This is a genomic window from Streptomyces sp. NPDC001348 (assembly GCF_053597535.1).
On sequence record NZ_JBSFIK010000080.1, the window covers coordinates 1 to 14,100 of the forward strand.

At 71.8% G+C, this 14,100-nt stretch carries 14 protein-coding genes; 10 read left to right on the top strand and 4 right to left on the bottom strand.

The annotated features are described in order from the left end of the window. Positions 1 to 114: 114 nt before the first annotated feature. A complete protein-coding gene (locus ACWC21_RS41000; RefSeq protein ID WP_450889894.1) occupies positions 115 to 981 on the bottom strand; it encodes a hypothetical protein in 867 nt (288 codons plus the stop codon). A gap of 71 nt (positions 982 to 1,052) precedes the next feature. Here ACWC21_RS41000 and ACWC21_RS41005 point away from each other — a divergent pair, with 71 nt between their 5' ends. The 4 genes from ACWC21_RS41005 to ilvD all read left to right on the top strand — a co-directional run bounded on the left by ACWC21_RS41005 (position 1,053) and on the right by ilvD (position 5,601). Then, positions 1,053 to 2,000, top strand: coding sequence for a Ppx/GppA phosphatase family protein (locus tag ACWC21_RS41005; protein ID WP_450889896.1), 948 nt, complete (start codon positions 1,053 to 1,055; stop codon positions 1,998 to 2,000). A 160-nt stretch (positions 2,001 to 2,160) separates the two neighbouring features. Next, positions 2,161 to 2,982 carry a sugar phosphate isomerase/epimerase family protein gene (locus ACWC21_RS41010; protein WP_450889898.1) on the top strand — a complete coding sequence of 274 codons (822 nt, stop codon included), beginning with the start codon at positions 2,161 to 2,163 and terminating at the stop codon, positions 2,980 to 2,982. Next, positions 2,979 to 3,587 carry a TetR/AcrR family transcriptional regulator gene (locus ACWC21_RS41015; protein ID WP_450889900.1) on the top strand — a complete coding sequence of 203 codons (609 nt, stop codon included), beginning with the start codon at positions 2,979 to 2,981 and terminating at the stop codon, positions 3,585 to 3,587. Before ACWC21_RS41010 ends, ACWC21_RS41015 begins: the two co-directional genes overlap by 4 nt. A 160-nt stretch (positions 3,588 to 3,747) precedes the next feature. After that, positions 3,748 to 5,601 carry a dihydroxy-acid dehydratase gene (ilvD, locus tag ACWC21_RS41020; protein ID WP_450889902.1) on the top strand — a complete coding sequence of 618 codons (1,854 nt, stop codon included), beginning with the start codon at positions 3,748 to 3,750 and terminating at the stop codon, positions 5,599 to 5,601. 107 nt (positions 5,602 to 5,708) lie between these two features. Here ilvD and ACWC21_RS41025 read toward each other — a convergent pair whose 3' ends face one another. Then, the gene (locus tag ACWC21_RS41025; protein ID WP_450889904.1) at positions 5,709 to 7,895 is read right to left on the bottom strand and encodes a protein kinase domain-containing protein; all 2,187 of its coding nucleotides are present in this window, start codon (positions 7,893 to 7,895) and stop codon (positions 5,709 to 5,711) included. Between the two features lie 181 nt (positions 7,896 to 8,076). Here ACWC21_RS41025 and ACWC21_RS41030 point away from each other — a divergent pair, with 181 nt between their 5' ends. From ACWC21_RS41030 to proC, 6 genes are all read left to right on the top strand, one after another. Further along, a complete protein-coding gene (locus ACWC21_RS41030) occupies positions 8,077 to 8,424 on the top strand; it encodes an SH3 domain-containing protein (RefSeq protein ID WP_450889905.1) in 348 nt (115 codons plus the stop codon). Positions 8,425 to 8,466: 42 nt separating this feature from the next. Then, positions 8,467 to 8,988, top strand: coding sequence for an EamA/RhaT family transporter (locus ACWC21_RS41035; RefSeq protein WP_450889906.1), 522 nt, complete (start codon positions 8,467 to 8,469; stop codon positions 8,986 to 8,988). Between the two features lie 122 nt (positions 8,989 to 9,110). After that, positions 9,111 to 9,887, top strand: a complete 777-nt coding sequence (locus tag ACWC21_RS41040) for a class I SAM-dependent methyltransferase (protein ID WP_450889908.1) — start codon at positions 9,111 to 9,113, stop codon at positions 9,885 to 9,887. A 32-nt stretch (positions 9,888 to 9,919) separates the two neighbouring features. Further along, positions 9,920 to 10,711: an ABC transporter ATP-binding protein gene (locus tag ACWC21_RS41045; protein ID WP_450889909.1), complete on the top strand. Its 792-nt coding sequence runs from the start codon at positions 9,920 to 9,922 to the stop codon at positions 10,709 to 10,711. Next, positions 10,708 to 11,460, top strand: coding sequence for an ABC transporter permease (locus ACWC21_RS41050; RefSeq protein ID WP_450889911.1), 753 nt, complete (start codon positions 10,708 to 10,710; stop codon positions 11,458 to 11,460). The genes ACWC21_RS41045 and ACWC21_RS41050 overlap by 4 nt, the downstream gene beginning before the upstream one ends. A 96-nt stretch (positions 11,461 to 11,556) precedes the next feature. Further along, complete coding sequence (proC, locus tag ACWC21_RS41055; protein WP_450889913.1) at positions 11,557 to 12,369, top strand: pyrroline-5-carboxylate reductase; 813 nt, start codon at positions 11,557 to 11,559, stop codon at positions 12,367 to 12,369. 79 nt (positions 12,370 to 12,448) lie between these two features. Here the strand turns inward: proC and trpS are convergent, their stop codons facing one another. Next, positions 12,449 to 13,486, bottom strand: coding sequence for a tryptophan--tRNA ligase (trpS, locus tag ACWC21_RS41060; RefSeq protein WP_450889917.1), 1,038 nt, complete (start codon positions 13,484 to 13,486; stop codon positions 12,449 to 12,451). 46 nt (positions 13,487 to 13,532) lie between these two features. Next, positions 13,533 to 13,658, bottom strand: a complete 126-nt coding sequence (locus ACWC21_RS41065; RefSeq protein WP_450889915.1) for a hypothetical protein — start codon at positions 13,656 to 13,658, stop codon at positions 13,533 to 13,535. Positions 13,659 to 14,100: the final 442 nt, after the last annotated feature.

Below are 14,100 nucleotides of genomic sequence, written 5' to 3' on the forward strand. Positions count from 1 at the left end.
CGAGCTCGCGCGGGGGCACCCCCATTCGCCCCGCTCACCAGCGCCGATGAGGCACCGCCCGTGCCCTGCGACCTGATCCGCCGGACAGGCCCTAGATGTGCCGCGAGAGCACGCTCAGACCGGATCCGCCGGATGCGGGGCCACCAGCGGCAGCTGGGACGCCAGGCGCCGCTCGCACAGCTCCACCAGGCGGTCGTAACCGGCCTTGCCCATCAGCTCGGTCAGTTCGGCCCGGTAGGAGACGTAGACCGGCTCGCCCGCCCCGTGCGCGGAGGTCGCCGACGTGCACCACCAGTGCAGGTCGTGGCCGCCCGGACCCCAGCCGCGGCGGTCGTACTCGCCGATGGACACCTGCAGCACGCGCGTGTCGTCGGGCCGGTCGATCCAGTCGTAGGTCCGCCGGATCGGCAGCTGCCAGCACACGTCGGGCTTGGTCTCCAGCGGCTCGCGGCCCTCGCGCAGCGCCAGGATGTGCAGCGAGCAGCCCATGCCGCCCGCGAAGCCGGGCCGGTTCTGGAAGATGCAGGAACCCTGGAAGGGCCGGGTCTGCCGGGAGCCGTCCTCGTCCTCGGAGACCCAGCCGTGCGCCCGGCCCTCGTCGTGGTGCTGCCAGATGTCCGGGGTGAGCCTCGCCACATGCCCGGCGACCCGCTTCTCGTCGTCCTCGTCGGAGAAGTGGGCACCCAGCGTGCAGCACCCGTCACTCGCGCGGCCCGCCTGGATGCCCTGGCAGCCGCTGCCGAAGATGCAGTTCCACCGGGAGGTCAGCCATGTCAGATCGCACCGGAAGACCTGCTCGTCGTCCGCCGGATCAGGGAACTCCACCCACGCGCGCGCGAAGTCGAGCCCCTTCTCGTCGCTCGCCCTGGAGCTCACCATGGGGACCTTTCCGGACCTGGGCGCCTTCACCTGCGAAGAATCCGCGGAATCCTTCTGACCCTTGGAGGATTTGTCGGTCTTCGCCTTTTTCGTCTTTGGCACCCGTCCAGGGTAAGCGGCAAGCGGCCGCTCCGGGACCTGAGAACGGCCCGGCTGTGGGTAGCGTTCCGTACATGAGACTCGGTGTCCTGGACGTGGGTTCGAACACGGTGCATCTGCTGGTGGTTGACGCACACCCCGGCGCGCGCCCCCTGCCCGCGCATTCACACAAGGCCGAGCTGCGGCTCGCCCAGCTCCTCGACGGCAGCGGCGCCATCGGCGCCGAGGGCGTCGACAAACTGATCGGCGTCGTCCGGGACGCGCTCCAGGCCGCCGAGGACAAGGGCGTCGAGGACCTGCTGCCGTTCGCCACGTCCGCCGTCCGCGAGGCGAGCAACGCCGACGAGGTGCTGGCCCGGGTCCAGGACGCCACCGGCGTCGAGCTCCAGGTCCTCTCCGGCGCGGAGGAGGCCCGCCTCACCTTCCTCGCCGCCCGTCGCTGGTTCGGCTGGTCGGCCGGGAAACTGCTCGTCCTGGACATCGGCGGCGGCTCCCTGGAGATCGCCTACGGCATCGACGAGGAACCGGACGCCGCCGTCTCCCTCCCGCTCGGCGCGGGCCGGCTCACCGCCGGCCGGCTGCCCGGCGACCCGCCCAGCCCCGAGGCGATCAGGGCACTGCGCCGCCATGTGCGCACCGAGATAGCCCGCACGGTCGGTGAGTTCACCCGCTTCGGCGCCCCCGACCACGTGGTCGCCACCTCCAAGACCTTCAAGCAGCTGGCCCGCATCGCCGGCGCGGCCCGCTCCGCGGAGGGCCTGTACGTCCAGCGCGAGCTCAAGCGTGAGTCCCTGGAGGCCTGGGTGCCCCGCCTGGCCTGCATGACCACCGCCCAGCGCGCCGAACTCCCCGGCGTTTCCGACGGCCGCGCCGGCCAGCTCGTCGCCGGCGCCCTGGTGGCCGAGGCCGCGATGGACCTGTTCGGCGTGGAGAACCTGGAGATCTGCCCGTGGGCGCTCAGGGAGGGCGTGATCCTGCGGCGGCTCGATCACATGGGATCGGTTCACATGGAGTCGGTGTAGCCGCCCGGAAGAGCCGGAAGACCCGGAAGAGCCGGAAAGAGGAGGGGCGGGACCGGTGCCCGTGTCAGGTCGCGGCACCGTCCGCACCGCCCGTGGGAAACCCCACAACGGCCAATGGGCACCCCGCACTCCCGCGACCGCACACCGTAACCTGTCCCTCATGGCAGATCCCGTCCGCATCCCAGATGCGAAGGTCGCCCTCTCCACGGCCTCGGTCTACCCGGAGTCCACGGCGACGGCCTTCGAGATCGCCGCACGCCTCGGTTACGACGGCGTCGAGGTCATGGTGTGGACCGACCCGGTCAGCCAGGACATCGAGGCGCTGCGCCGGCTGTCCGACTACCACGGGATACCGATCCTGGCCGTGCACGCGCCGTGCCTGCTGATCACCCAGCGCGTGTGGTCCACCGACCCGTGGGTCAAGCTGCAGCGTGCCCGGGCGGCCGCCGAGAAGCTCGGCGCCGGCACCGTCGTCGTGCACCCGCCGTTCCGCTGGCAGCGGCAGTACGCGCGGGACTTCGTCACCGGTATCTGGCGCATGGCGAACGAGACGGACGTACGGTTCGCGGTGGAGAACATGTACCCCTGGCGCTACCGCGACCGCGAGATGCTCGCCTACGCCCCCGACTGGGACGTCACCCAGGACGACTACCGGCACTTCACGATCGACCTCAGTCACGCCGCGACCGCCCGCACGGACGCCCTCGACATGCTCGAGCGGATGGGCGACCGCCTCGGCCACGTCCACCTCGCCGACGGCAGGGGTTCCGCGAAGGACGAGCACCTGGTCCCCGGCCGCGGCACCCAGCCCTGCGCCGAGGTGCTGGAGCGGCTCGCGCTGACCGGCTTCGACGGTCACGTCGTCATCGAGGTCAACACCCGCCGGGCGATGTCCGGCGCCGAGCGCGAGGCCGACCTCGCGGAGGCCCTGGCGTTCACCCGCCTGCACCTGGCGTCCGCGCTGAAGGTGCCCCGGCGGTGACCGGGACGACCGGCGCCCGCCGCCGCGGCCGCCCCCCGCGCACCGAGTCGGCGGACACCCGCGACCGCATCCTGGCCGCGGCCCGCGAGGAGTTCTCCGCGCGCGGCTACGAGAAGACCTCGGTGCGCGGCATCGCCAAGGCCGCCGGTGTCGACTCCGCGCTTGTCCACCACTACTTCGGCACCAAGGAGCAGGTCTTCGAGGCGGCCATCGCGGTCGCCTTCGCGCCCGCCCTGAACGCCCCCGCAGCGGTGGCCGCCGGCCCGACGGACGAGGTGGGGGAGCGGTTCACCCGCTTCGTCTTCGGCGTCTGGGAGGACCCCACGACCCGTACGCCCCTGCTCGCGATCCTCCGCTCCGCCGTGACCAACGAGACCGCCGCCGCCGTCTTCCGCCGCCTCGTCGCCACCCAGCTCCTGCGCCGGGTCGCCGCCCAGCTCGACCGGCCGGACGCCGAGTTGCGGGCCGAGCTGGCGGCCGCGCAGCTGGTGGGCGCGGCGATGATGCGCTATGTGATCAAGCTGGAGCCGCTGGCCTCGGCGGACCTGGAGCAGATCATCGCGCGGGTGGCGCCGGCGGTGCAGGGGCACCTGACGAACCCCTGAGCCAGGCCCGTTCCGCCGCGCCCGTGAAACACGCGTCCCGCATTCCGGACACTCGTGTCCATCCCTTGGAGGGTCGGCGTAGGCTCGTAGGGAGTCAGAACTCTCTGGCAGAGGTCCGGCAGACGTCTCTGCCGGACGGTCTTCGAAGGAGCGAGCGACGATGCCCGAGCTGAGGTCCCGCACAGTCACCCACGGCCGCAACATGGCGGGCGCCCGCGCCCTTATGCGCGCCTCCGGTGTACCAGGTGCGGACATCGGCCGGAAGCCGATCATCGCGGTGGCCAACTCCTTCACCGAGTTCGTGCCGGGCCACACGCACCTCCAGCCGGTCGGCCGGATCGTCAGCGAGGCGATCGTCGAGGCCGGGGGCATCCCGCGCGAGTTCAACACCATCGCCGTCGACGACGGCATCGCGATGGGCCACGGCGGCATGCTCTACTCCCTGCCCTCCCGCGACCTGATCGCGGACAGCGTGGAGTACATGGTCGAGGCGCACTGCGCGGACGCCCTGGTCTGCATCTCCAACTGCGACAAGATCACCCCGGGCATGCTGCTGGCCGCCCTGCGGCTGAACATCCCCACGGTGTTCGTCTCCGGCGGCCCGATGGAGTCCGGCCGCGCCACCCTGGTCGACGGCACGGTCCGCACGCTCGACCTGGTCGACGCGATCTCCGACGCCGTGAACGACAAGATCTCGGACGAGGACATCCTCCGTATCGAGGAGAACGCCTGCCCGACCTGCGGCTCCTGTTCCGGCATGTTCACCGCCAACTCGATGAACTGCCTCACCGAGGCGATCGGCCTCTCCCTCCCCGGCAACGGCTCGGTCCTCGCCACCCACACGGCCCGCAAGCAGCTCTACGTCGACGCGGCGCGCACGGTCATGGACCTCACCCGCCGCTACTACGAGCAGGACGACGAGTCGGCCCTGCCGCTCAACATCGCCACCTTCCAGGCCTTCGAGAACGCCATGGCCCTGGACATCGCGATGGGCGGCTCCACCAACACGATCCTGCACCTGCTGGCCGCGGCCCAGGAGGCGGGCGTCCCCTTCGGCCTGGAGCAGATCGACGCGGTCTCCCGCCGCGTCCCCTGCCTGGCCAAGGTCGCCCCGAACGTCGCGAAGAACCGCACGTACTACATGGAGGACGTGCACCGGGCCGGCGGCATCCCCGCCCTCCTCGGCGAACTGCACCGCGCGGGCCTGCTCAACGAGGACGTGCACGCGGTGCACAGCCCGTCCCTGGGGGACTGGCTGAAGACCTGGGACGTGCGCGGCGGCTCCCCGTCCCCCGAGGCGGTGGAACTGTGGCACGCGGCGCCCGGCTGCAGGCGCTCCGCCGAGGCCTTCTCCCAGTCCGAGCGCTGGGAGGCCCTGGACGACGACGCGGCCGGGGGCTGCATCCGCTCGGTCGAGCACGCGTACTCCAAGGACGGCGGCCTCGCGGTCCTCAAGGGCAACCTGGCGGTCGACGGCTGCGTGGTGAAGACGGCCGGCGTCGACGAGTCCATCTGGACCTTTGAGGGCCCGGCGGTCGTCTGCGAGTCCCAGGAGGAGGCCGTCCAGCGGATCCTCACCCAGGAGGTCAAGGACGGCGACGTCGTCGTCATCCGCTACGAGGGCCCCAAGGGCGGCCCCGGCATGCAGGAGATGCTCTACCCGACCTCGTACCTGAAGGGCCGCGGTCTGGGCAAGACCTGCGCCCTGATCACCGACGGCCGCTTCTCCGGCGGCACCTCGGGCCTCTCCATCGGCCACGCCTCCCCCGAGGCCGCCTCCGGTGGCACCATCGCCCTCGTCGAGGACGGCGACCGCATCCGCATCGACATCCCGAACCGCACGATCGAGCTCCTCGTCGACGAGGCCGAACTCGCCCGCCGCGAGCAGGCCCTGAACGGCGCCTACGCCCCGAAGAACCGCGACCGCAAGGTCTCGGCCGCGCTGCGGGCGTACGCGGCCATGGCGACCAGCGCGGACAAGGGCGCGGTGCGGGACGTGACCAGGCTGGGCTGAACGCCCGCACACCGCGAAAGGGTCCACACCGAAGTAGGCCGAAGTACGCCCAAGCGCACCGCAGTGCACCGACAGGGGCCGCCTCCGGGGGAGGCGGCCCCCTCGTGTCACCAGGCCGCCGGGTCGCGCCCGTCGACGGCGAAGACCGTCCCGTCGGGGGCGGTGGCGTAGACGTGGCCGTCGGCGACCACCGGCTCGGACAGGGCGGCGGCGACCCGGTCCGCGTGCGCGCCGAGCCGGGTCGGCGTCTGCCCGAGGAGCCTGCCGTGCCGGGCGTCGACGGCGAGCAGCCGCCCGTCGGGAATGCTGACGTACACATGGCCGCCGTCGACGGCCGGTGCCGAGCCGCGGCTCACCGAGGTCTGCAGCTGCCACAGTTGCCGGCGCGCGCCCGTGTCCACCGCCGACAGGGAGCCACCGGTGGCCATCAGGTAGACCACGTCCCCGCGTACCGTGGCCTGGACGCCCTCGCCCGCGGCGGGCAGGGGCACCCGCCGCGTCGCCCGGGACCCCGGGGTGTAGCGGACCACCGCCCGCGCCGTTCCGTAGACCGGGTCGACGGAGAGGAAGTAGAGGGATCCGCCGCTGCTGCCGACGGGCTCCAGTGATCCCTCGAACCGCCTCTCCCACCGCACGGCACCCGTGTCCGGGTCCACCGCCGTGACCCGTGTGCTCGACCCGTCGTCGGAGGTGCTCGCCGTGTACGCCACGCGATCCCCGGCGTACCACTGGAACAGCGGCATCGTCTGCCCCGGCACCCGGCCGTGCCATTTCGTCCGGCCCGAGGCGGTGTCCACGCCGGTGACCGTCCCGTCGGTCCCGGTGAGCAGGAGGGTGTCACCGGCGAACCGCAGCCCTCCGCCGGGTGTGGGGAGGTCCTGCTGCCGGCGGACCTTGCCGGACGCGGGGTCGAGCGCCTGTACGTGCCGCCCCCCGTCCGTCACGATCTGCACGAGCCCACCCGACAGCACGGGCGGACCACCGCCGGGGGGCGTGGTGGCCGAGCGCCGCCAGAGCAGGCTCCCGTCGGACGGGGAGAGGGCGTAGACCCGCCCCGACTGCGCGCAGACCAACGCGTCGGCGAGCGAGGCGCACCGGGCCGTACCGGCGGCCGCGGACCCCGGCTCGGCCGTCCACGGCGTGAACCTGTCGGCGGGCGCACCGGCCGACACGGTCTGCGAGCCGCCCGCGGCCGGCTGGGGAGCGGGATCGTCGATCAACCGCACCGAGGCGACCGCACCGCCGACGACGAGAGCCAGCACGCCTGCCGCCACGCCCCACCACCGGCCCCGGCGCCCCTTGCGCGGCCCCTCGGACGCCACGAGCCCGGCCTCGGCGACCTCGGACCCGGAAACCGCGGGCTCCGTGACCTCGGCCGGCCCGCCCGTGCCCCCGCCGGTCCGTGCCTCGTCCGCGGGCGTGCCGACCGTGCCCGGCGCCGGTATGAAGGTCTGCGTGTCGTACGAGGCCGCCACCGACCGCAGTTCCCGCATCAGTTCGTCGGGGGTGGGCCGCTGCTCCGGCTCCTTGGCGAGACAGCGCCGCACCAGCGGCGCGAGGTTCTCCGGCACGTCGGTCAGGTCCGGTTCGTCGTGCACGACCTGGTACGCCACGACGTAGGGGCTGTCGGAGTCGAACGGCCCGCGCCCCGTCGCCGCGTGCACCATGACCGATCCCAGGGCGAAGACGTCGGCGGCCGGCCCGACCTCGCGCGGGCGCCGGAACTGCTCCGGCGCCATGAACGGCGGAGTGCCGATCAACTTCCCGGTCTCGGTCCGCAGTTCGCTGTCCTTCGGGCGGGAGATCCCGAAGTCGATGACCTTCGGCCCGTCCTCGGCGAGCAGCACGTTGCTCGGTTTCATGTCGCGGTGCACGACCCCCACCCGGTGGATGTCGCGCAGCGCCTCGGCCAGTCCGGCCATCAGCCGGCGCAACCGGTCCGGGGCCATGGCCCCGTGCTCCTTCACATGTTCGGCGAGGGTCTGTCCCGGGATGAACAGCGTTGCCATCCAGGGCCGTTCGGCCTCCGGATCGGCGTCCACGACCGGCGCGGTGAACGCGCCGCTCACCCGCCGGGCGGCGGCCACCTCCTGCCGGAACCGGCCACGGAACTCGGGGTCCCTGGCGAACTGCGCGTGTACGACCTTCACCGCGACCTTCATGCCGGAGGTGCTGCGGGCCAGGTGCACCACACCCATACCGCCCGCGCCCAGGCGCGACTCCAGGAGGTAGTGACCGGCGTACTCGGGAAGTTCCGCTTCCGCGCCCGCTCCGGCGTTCCGCTGTGGCGCCATGGGACCACCCCCGTGCTGTTCGTCGGCGCGCGCGACGCACGGAGCCTAGTCGATGACTCGTGCGAGACAGAGGCGGCTTGCTAGCGTTTCCGCGCGATTCACGCACACATGTTTCGTTCTGGGTTTCAGGGGAATCAACGGGGCCCCATGGCAGTCATGGGGTCGAACGGGGGGAATGCACATGTCTGTTGTCGGCATCGGGAAAATCACGGAGTCCGAGGATTCCGCGGGCCTCGAGGGCGGGGGCGGGGCCCCGGCGGTCACCACCGCGGTCACCGCCGTGCACTACTACTCGGTCGCCCCGGGCGTCCGGCTCCACGTCCGCAGCGGCCCCGGCACCAACTACAGCCTCGTCCGCACCCTGGCCGAGGGCGCCGAGGTCCCGATCTACTGCCAGACGCCCGGCCAGACCGTCACCGGGCCGTACGGCACCAGCAAGATCTGGGACAACATCGGCGACGGCCAGTACGTGTCCGACGCCTACGTCCACACCGGCGTCGACGGCTACGTCACGTCCCGCTGCTCCTGACCCGCCACGGAGCCCGCCCCGGCGTCCGGCGATAATCGTCCCGTGAGCGACGAAACCGGCACCCCGGACACCCCGGCGGGCTCCTCGGGCGACACCCCGGACGGCGGCCCCCGCCCCGAGCCCCTGCGCTTCTTCGGAACGACCTGGGTGAACCACGACAACGGTTACGCGGCCCGCCGCGCGGCCGCGGCCGTCGGCTCGCTCGCGGCGGCCGTCGCCTCCTGTCTCGTCCTGCGCTTCGCCTACCAGGGCCTGCAGATCGCGGGCAGCGGCACCTTCGTCACCGTCCTGGTCATCGCGATGTTCGCGATCTGCAGCGCGCTGGCCTTCGGCAACACCTGGGCAGGCTTCGACAGGCGCCCCGACCCGGCCCGCCAGGCCTCCCTGCGCGGTCTGCTGGCCATCGGCTTCGTCGGCTCGCTCGTCGCCTACTTCTTCCGCTCCCTCGTCGAGGCCCCCGGCGAGAAACTGCACCGCGCCGAGTACGAAGAGGCCCGCACGCGGCACGCCCGCCGCTCCGCGCGCCGCACGGGGAACCCCTCCAGGAAGCGCCGCCGGGGATGACGGGGACGCCGTCACCTCCACCGGCGCGGGGTCCCGGTCGCCTGCTCCGGCGGCACCCCCGCGCGTCGTAAGGATCAAGAAAAGAAGACGCCCACGTCCGCGGCCCCGGCCAGCATGGCCGTATGACCGCAACTCCCTCGGCGTCGCCGCCCCCCTCCCGCGCCCATTCCTTCAACAGCGCCGCAGCCCAGTACGCCGCGAACCGCCCCTCCTATCCGCCCGCCCTCTTCGACGCCCTCGAGGAACTCGCCGGCCGCCCCCTGGCCGGCGCCCGAGCCGTGGACGTCGGCGCCGGCACCGGCATAGCCACCGCGCTCCTGCGCGACCGCGGCGCCGACGTACTCGCCGTCGAACCCGGCGACGGCATGGCGGCCCAGTTCCGCCGCACCCTCCCCGCCGTCCCGCTGGTCCGCGGCAACGGCGACGCCCTCCCGCTGGCCGACGCCTGCGCCGACCTCCTCACCTACGCCCAGGCCTGGCACTGGACCGACCCGGTCCGCTCGGTGCCGGAGGCGCTGCGCGTGCTGCGTCCGGGCGGCGCCCTCGCGCTGTGGTGGAACAAGGGCGCCGCCGGCGTCCCGTGGATCGACGCTCAGTACGACCGTGTGGAGCGCCACTTCGGCGTCGACCGCCGCAGGGAGGTGACCGACGGTTCACGGTCCGCCCTCGCCGACCCGACCGGCCGCCTGGACTTCGCCGACCGCACGGTCCGCTGGAGCCGCCGCGTCTCTCTCGACACCCATCTCGCCAACCTCGGCAGCCAATCGGTCCTGCTGGTCCACGACGAGGAGAGCACCCGGGCCTTCCTCGCCGAGGAACGCGCCCGTCTGCTCGACGCCTTCACCGACGGCACGGTGGAGGAGGTCTACGACGTGGAACTGCTGGTGGCCCTCGCTTGACGGCACCCTGCCCCGGGAGGATTATTCATCGCATGATGAATTACGACCCCGACCCTCCCGGGGCCCCCGCCGTCCAGGCCGCGGACCTCACCGTCGTACGAGGCCCCCGCACCGTCCTGCACACCCTCGACTTCACCGTCCCCCGCGGCCAGATCACCGGCCTGCTGGGACCCTCCGGATGCGGCAAGTCGACCCTCATGCGAGCCGTCGTCGGCACCCAGGCCAAGGTCACCGGAACCCTCCAGGTCCTCGGCCACCCCGCCGGCCACCCCGCCCTCCGCACCCGCATCGGCTACGTCACCCAGGCCCCCTCCGTCTACGACGACCTCACCGTCCGCCAGAACCTCGACTACTTCGCCGCGATCCTCGACCCCGGCCGGGCGGCAGCCGAACGCCGCCACGAAGCAGTCACCCGGGCCATCGCCGACGTCGACCTCACCAGCCACGCCGACACACTCGCCGGCAATCTCTCCGGCGGCCAGCGCGGCCGCGTCTCCCTCGCCGTCGCCCTCCTCGGCACCCCCGAACTCCTGGTCCTCGACGAACCCACCGTCGGCCTCGACCCCGTCCTGCGCCGCGACCTGTGGAACCTCTTCCACGAACTCGCCACCACCCGCGGCGCCACCCTCCTCGTCTCCTCCCACGTCATGGACGAGGCCGAGCGCTGCCACCGTCTCCTCCTCATGCGCGAGGGCGAGATCCTCGCCGACGGCACCCCGGACGCCCTCCGAACCCGCACCGGCACCGAGACGGTCGAGGCGGCCTTCCTGCACCTGGTGGACCAGGCGGTCGCCGCGGGCCGCACCAAGGAGACAGCGCGATGAGAAACCCGACGCTCACCGCCTCCCGCACCACCGCCACCGCCACCCGCGTCCTGCGCCAACTCCGCCACGACCCGCGCACGATCGCGCTGATGCTGTTCATCCCCTGCCTGATGCTGCTCCTGCTGCGCTACGTCTTCGACGGCAGCCCGCGCACCTTCGACAACATCGGCGCCTCACTCCTCGGCATCTTCCCGCTGATCACGATGTTCCTGGTGACCTCCATCGCCACCCTGCGCGAACGCACCTCCGGCACCCTCGAACGCCTCCTCGCCATGCCCCTCGGCAAGGGCGACCTGATCGCCGGGTACGCGCTCGCCTTCGGCGTTCTGGCGATCATCCAGTCGGCACTGGCGACGGGCCTCGCGCTCTGGGTCCTGGGCCTCGACGTCACGGGCAGCCCCTGGCTGCTCCTCCTCGTCGCCCTCCTGGACGCCCTGCTCGGCACGGCCCTCGGCCTCTTCGTCTCCGCCTTCGCGGCCTCCGAGTTCCAGGCGGTCCAGTTCATGCCCGCGGTGATCTTCCCCCAGCTCCTCCTCTGCGGCCTGTTCACCCCCCGCCCCGCCATGCACCCGGCCCTGGAGGCCATCTCCGACGCCCTCCCCATGTCCTACGCGGTCGACGGCATGAACGAGGTCCTCCACCACACCGACATGACCCCGACCTTCGTGCGGGACGTCCTGATCGTGGCGGGCTGCGCGCTCCTGGTACTGACCCTGGGCGCGGCCACGCTGCGCCGCCGAACCGTGTGACGTCACGGCGCCGGAGGGCGGTCGCAGGGCAGCGGACCACATCCCGCCCACCGGACACCCACCCCCGCCCCGCACCCCCGGTGCAAAGATGAATCCATGACCCAGAAAGTCGCAGTCCTCGGCACCGGCAAGATCGGCGAAGCCCTGCTCAGCGGAATGATCCGAGCAGGCTGGGCCCCGGCCGACCTCCTGGTCACAGCACGCCGCCAGGAACGGGCCGAAGAACTCCGCACCCGCTACGGAGTCACCCCGGTCACCAACGCCGAGGCCGCCAAGACCGCCGACACCCTCATCCTCACGGTCAAGCCGCAGGACATGGGCACGCTCCTCGACGAACTCGCCCCCCACGTCCCCACCGACCGCCTGATCATCAGCGGTGCCGCCGGCATCCCCACCTCCTTCTTCGAGGAACGGCTCGCCCCCGGCACCCCGGTCGTCCGCGTCATGACGAACACCCCCGCCCTCGTCGACGAGGCCATGTCCGTCATCTCCGCCGGCACCCACGCCACCGCCGGGCACCTCACCCACACCGAGGAGATCTTCGGCGCCGTCGGCAAGACCCTCCGCGTCCCCGAGTCCCAGCAGGACGCCTGCACCGCCCTGTCCGGCTCCGGCCCCGCCTACTTCTTCTACCTGGTCGAGGCCATGACCGACGCCGGCATCCTGCTCGGGCTGCCCCGCGACAAGGCCCACGACCTGATCGTCCAGTCCGCCATCGGCGCGGCCACCATGCTCCGCGACAGCGGCGAACACCCGGTCAAGCTCCGGGAGAACGTCACGTCTCCCGCGGGCACCACGATCAACGCCATCCGCGAACTGGAGAACCACGGCGTACGAGCCGCCCTCATCGCCGCCCTCGAAGCGGCCCGCGACCGCAGCCGCCAACTGGCCTCGGGCAAGAAGGACTGAGCCCCCGTCCAGGCAGCGTTCGGGAGTCGACCACCCGCGGGCTCGGCGGGCGCGCGGGTGGTCGCTCGTTCGAGTGGTCTCATCGAGACGGGCCGCAGGCGCGGGAGGGACGTGCCTCCGCGCCCGCGGGCAGCAGCCCGATCGCCCGGTAAGCGGCATCCACGGTCGGCCGCGCCATCGCCCGGGCTCTGCCGGCCCCGCGACGCAACACGTCGTCCACGTACGAAGGATCCGCGCACAGTTCCTTGTGCCGCGCCCGCACGGGCCGCAGCACCTCGACGACGGCCTCCGCGGTGTCCTTCTTCAGCGCCCCGTACGAGGCGTACCCCTCACCGAGCGTCTTCGGATCCCCATCCGTACAGGCGGCGAGGATCTCCAGCAGGTTCGCCACCCCGGGCCGCCCCTCCCGGTCGTAGACGACCTCCCGCCCACTGTCGGTCACGGCCCGCATGACCTTCTTCCGCACCGTGTCCGCCTCGTCGAGCAGGTACACGATCCCCGGACCCGAGTCGTCGCTCTTGCCCATCTTGGAGGCGGGCTCCTGCAGGTTCATCACCCGCGCCGCCACCTCCGGACGCGTCGCCCTCGGCACCACGAACGTCTGCCCGTACCGCTGGTTGAACCGCACCGCCAGATCCCGCGCCAACTCCACGTGCTGCGTCTGGTCGTCCCCCACCGGCACCTCATCGGTCCCGTACGCCAGGATGTCCGCGGCCATCAGCACCGGATACGTCAGCAGCGACAACCGCACACTCCCGCCCCGCGCCCGCTCCCGTGCGGCCTTCTCCTTGTACTGGATCATCCGCCGCATCTCACCGTCGGTCGCCACGCACTCGAGTACGTACGACAGCCGCGCGTGCTCGTCGACATGGCTCTGCACGAACACGGTGCACAGCTCGGGATCCAGCCCCGCCGCCAGCAACAGCGTCGCCGCCTGCCGACTGAGCCTGCGCACCCGTGCCGGATCGTGGTCCACGGTCAGCGCGTGCAGATCGACGACGCAGAACAAGGCGTCCGACGCGTGCTGGTCCACCTCGACCCACCGTCGCATGGCGCCCAGGTAGTTCCCCAGCGTCAGATGCCCGGTCGGCTTGATCCCGCTGAAGACCCGTGTCATCTCCACTCCACCTCCTGGTCGAGACCGCCGTCCCGGCGGCCGGCCCTCAGAAGCCCTGGAGGGAGATACGACAACGGCCGCCGAGGCGGCGGCCGTTGAGTGCGTACGTGAACTCGGCCGCCGTCAGGCGGCCCACCACTGCTGGTTGCACGTACGCGTAGTCACGGACCACAGACTACGCCTGCGGAGCGCCGTCCCGTCGTGAGTTGACACCTCTCGGACTGATCCGTAAGGTACTTCGAGTTGTCCGACGTGAGAGCCGACTCCGGTCGGTCCCCGGACAGCCATTCCGCAGGTACCAGCCACTACTCGGCGAACTTTCGCCGTGTTCTTCGGTGCGCGTGTTTGCGAATGAGGAATCCGCGTTCGAAAGGACGCAGACCCCGATTAGGTCGGAGTCAAGGAATCCGCTAAAGTCTCACTCGTCGGAACGGCCGAAGGGCCGGGAAGGCAACCCCCTCCGACAGGGAATCGGACACCGAAAGGGTCTGATAGAGTCGGAAGCGCCGGAAAGGGAAACCGCGAGAGCGGGAAACCTGGAAAGCACCGAGGAAATCGGATCGAGAAAAGATCTGATAGAGTCGGAAACGCAAGACCGAAGGGAAGCGCCCGGA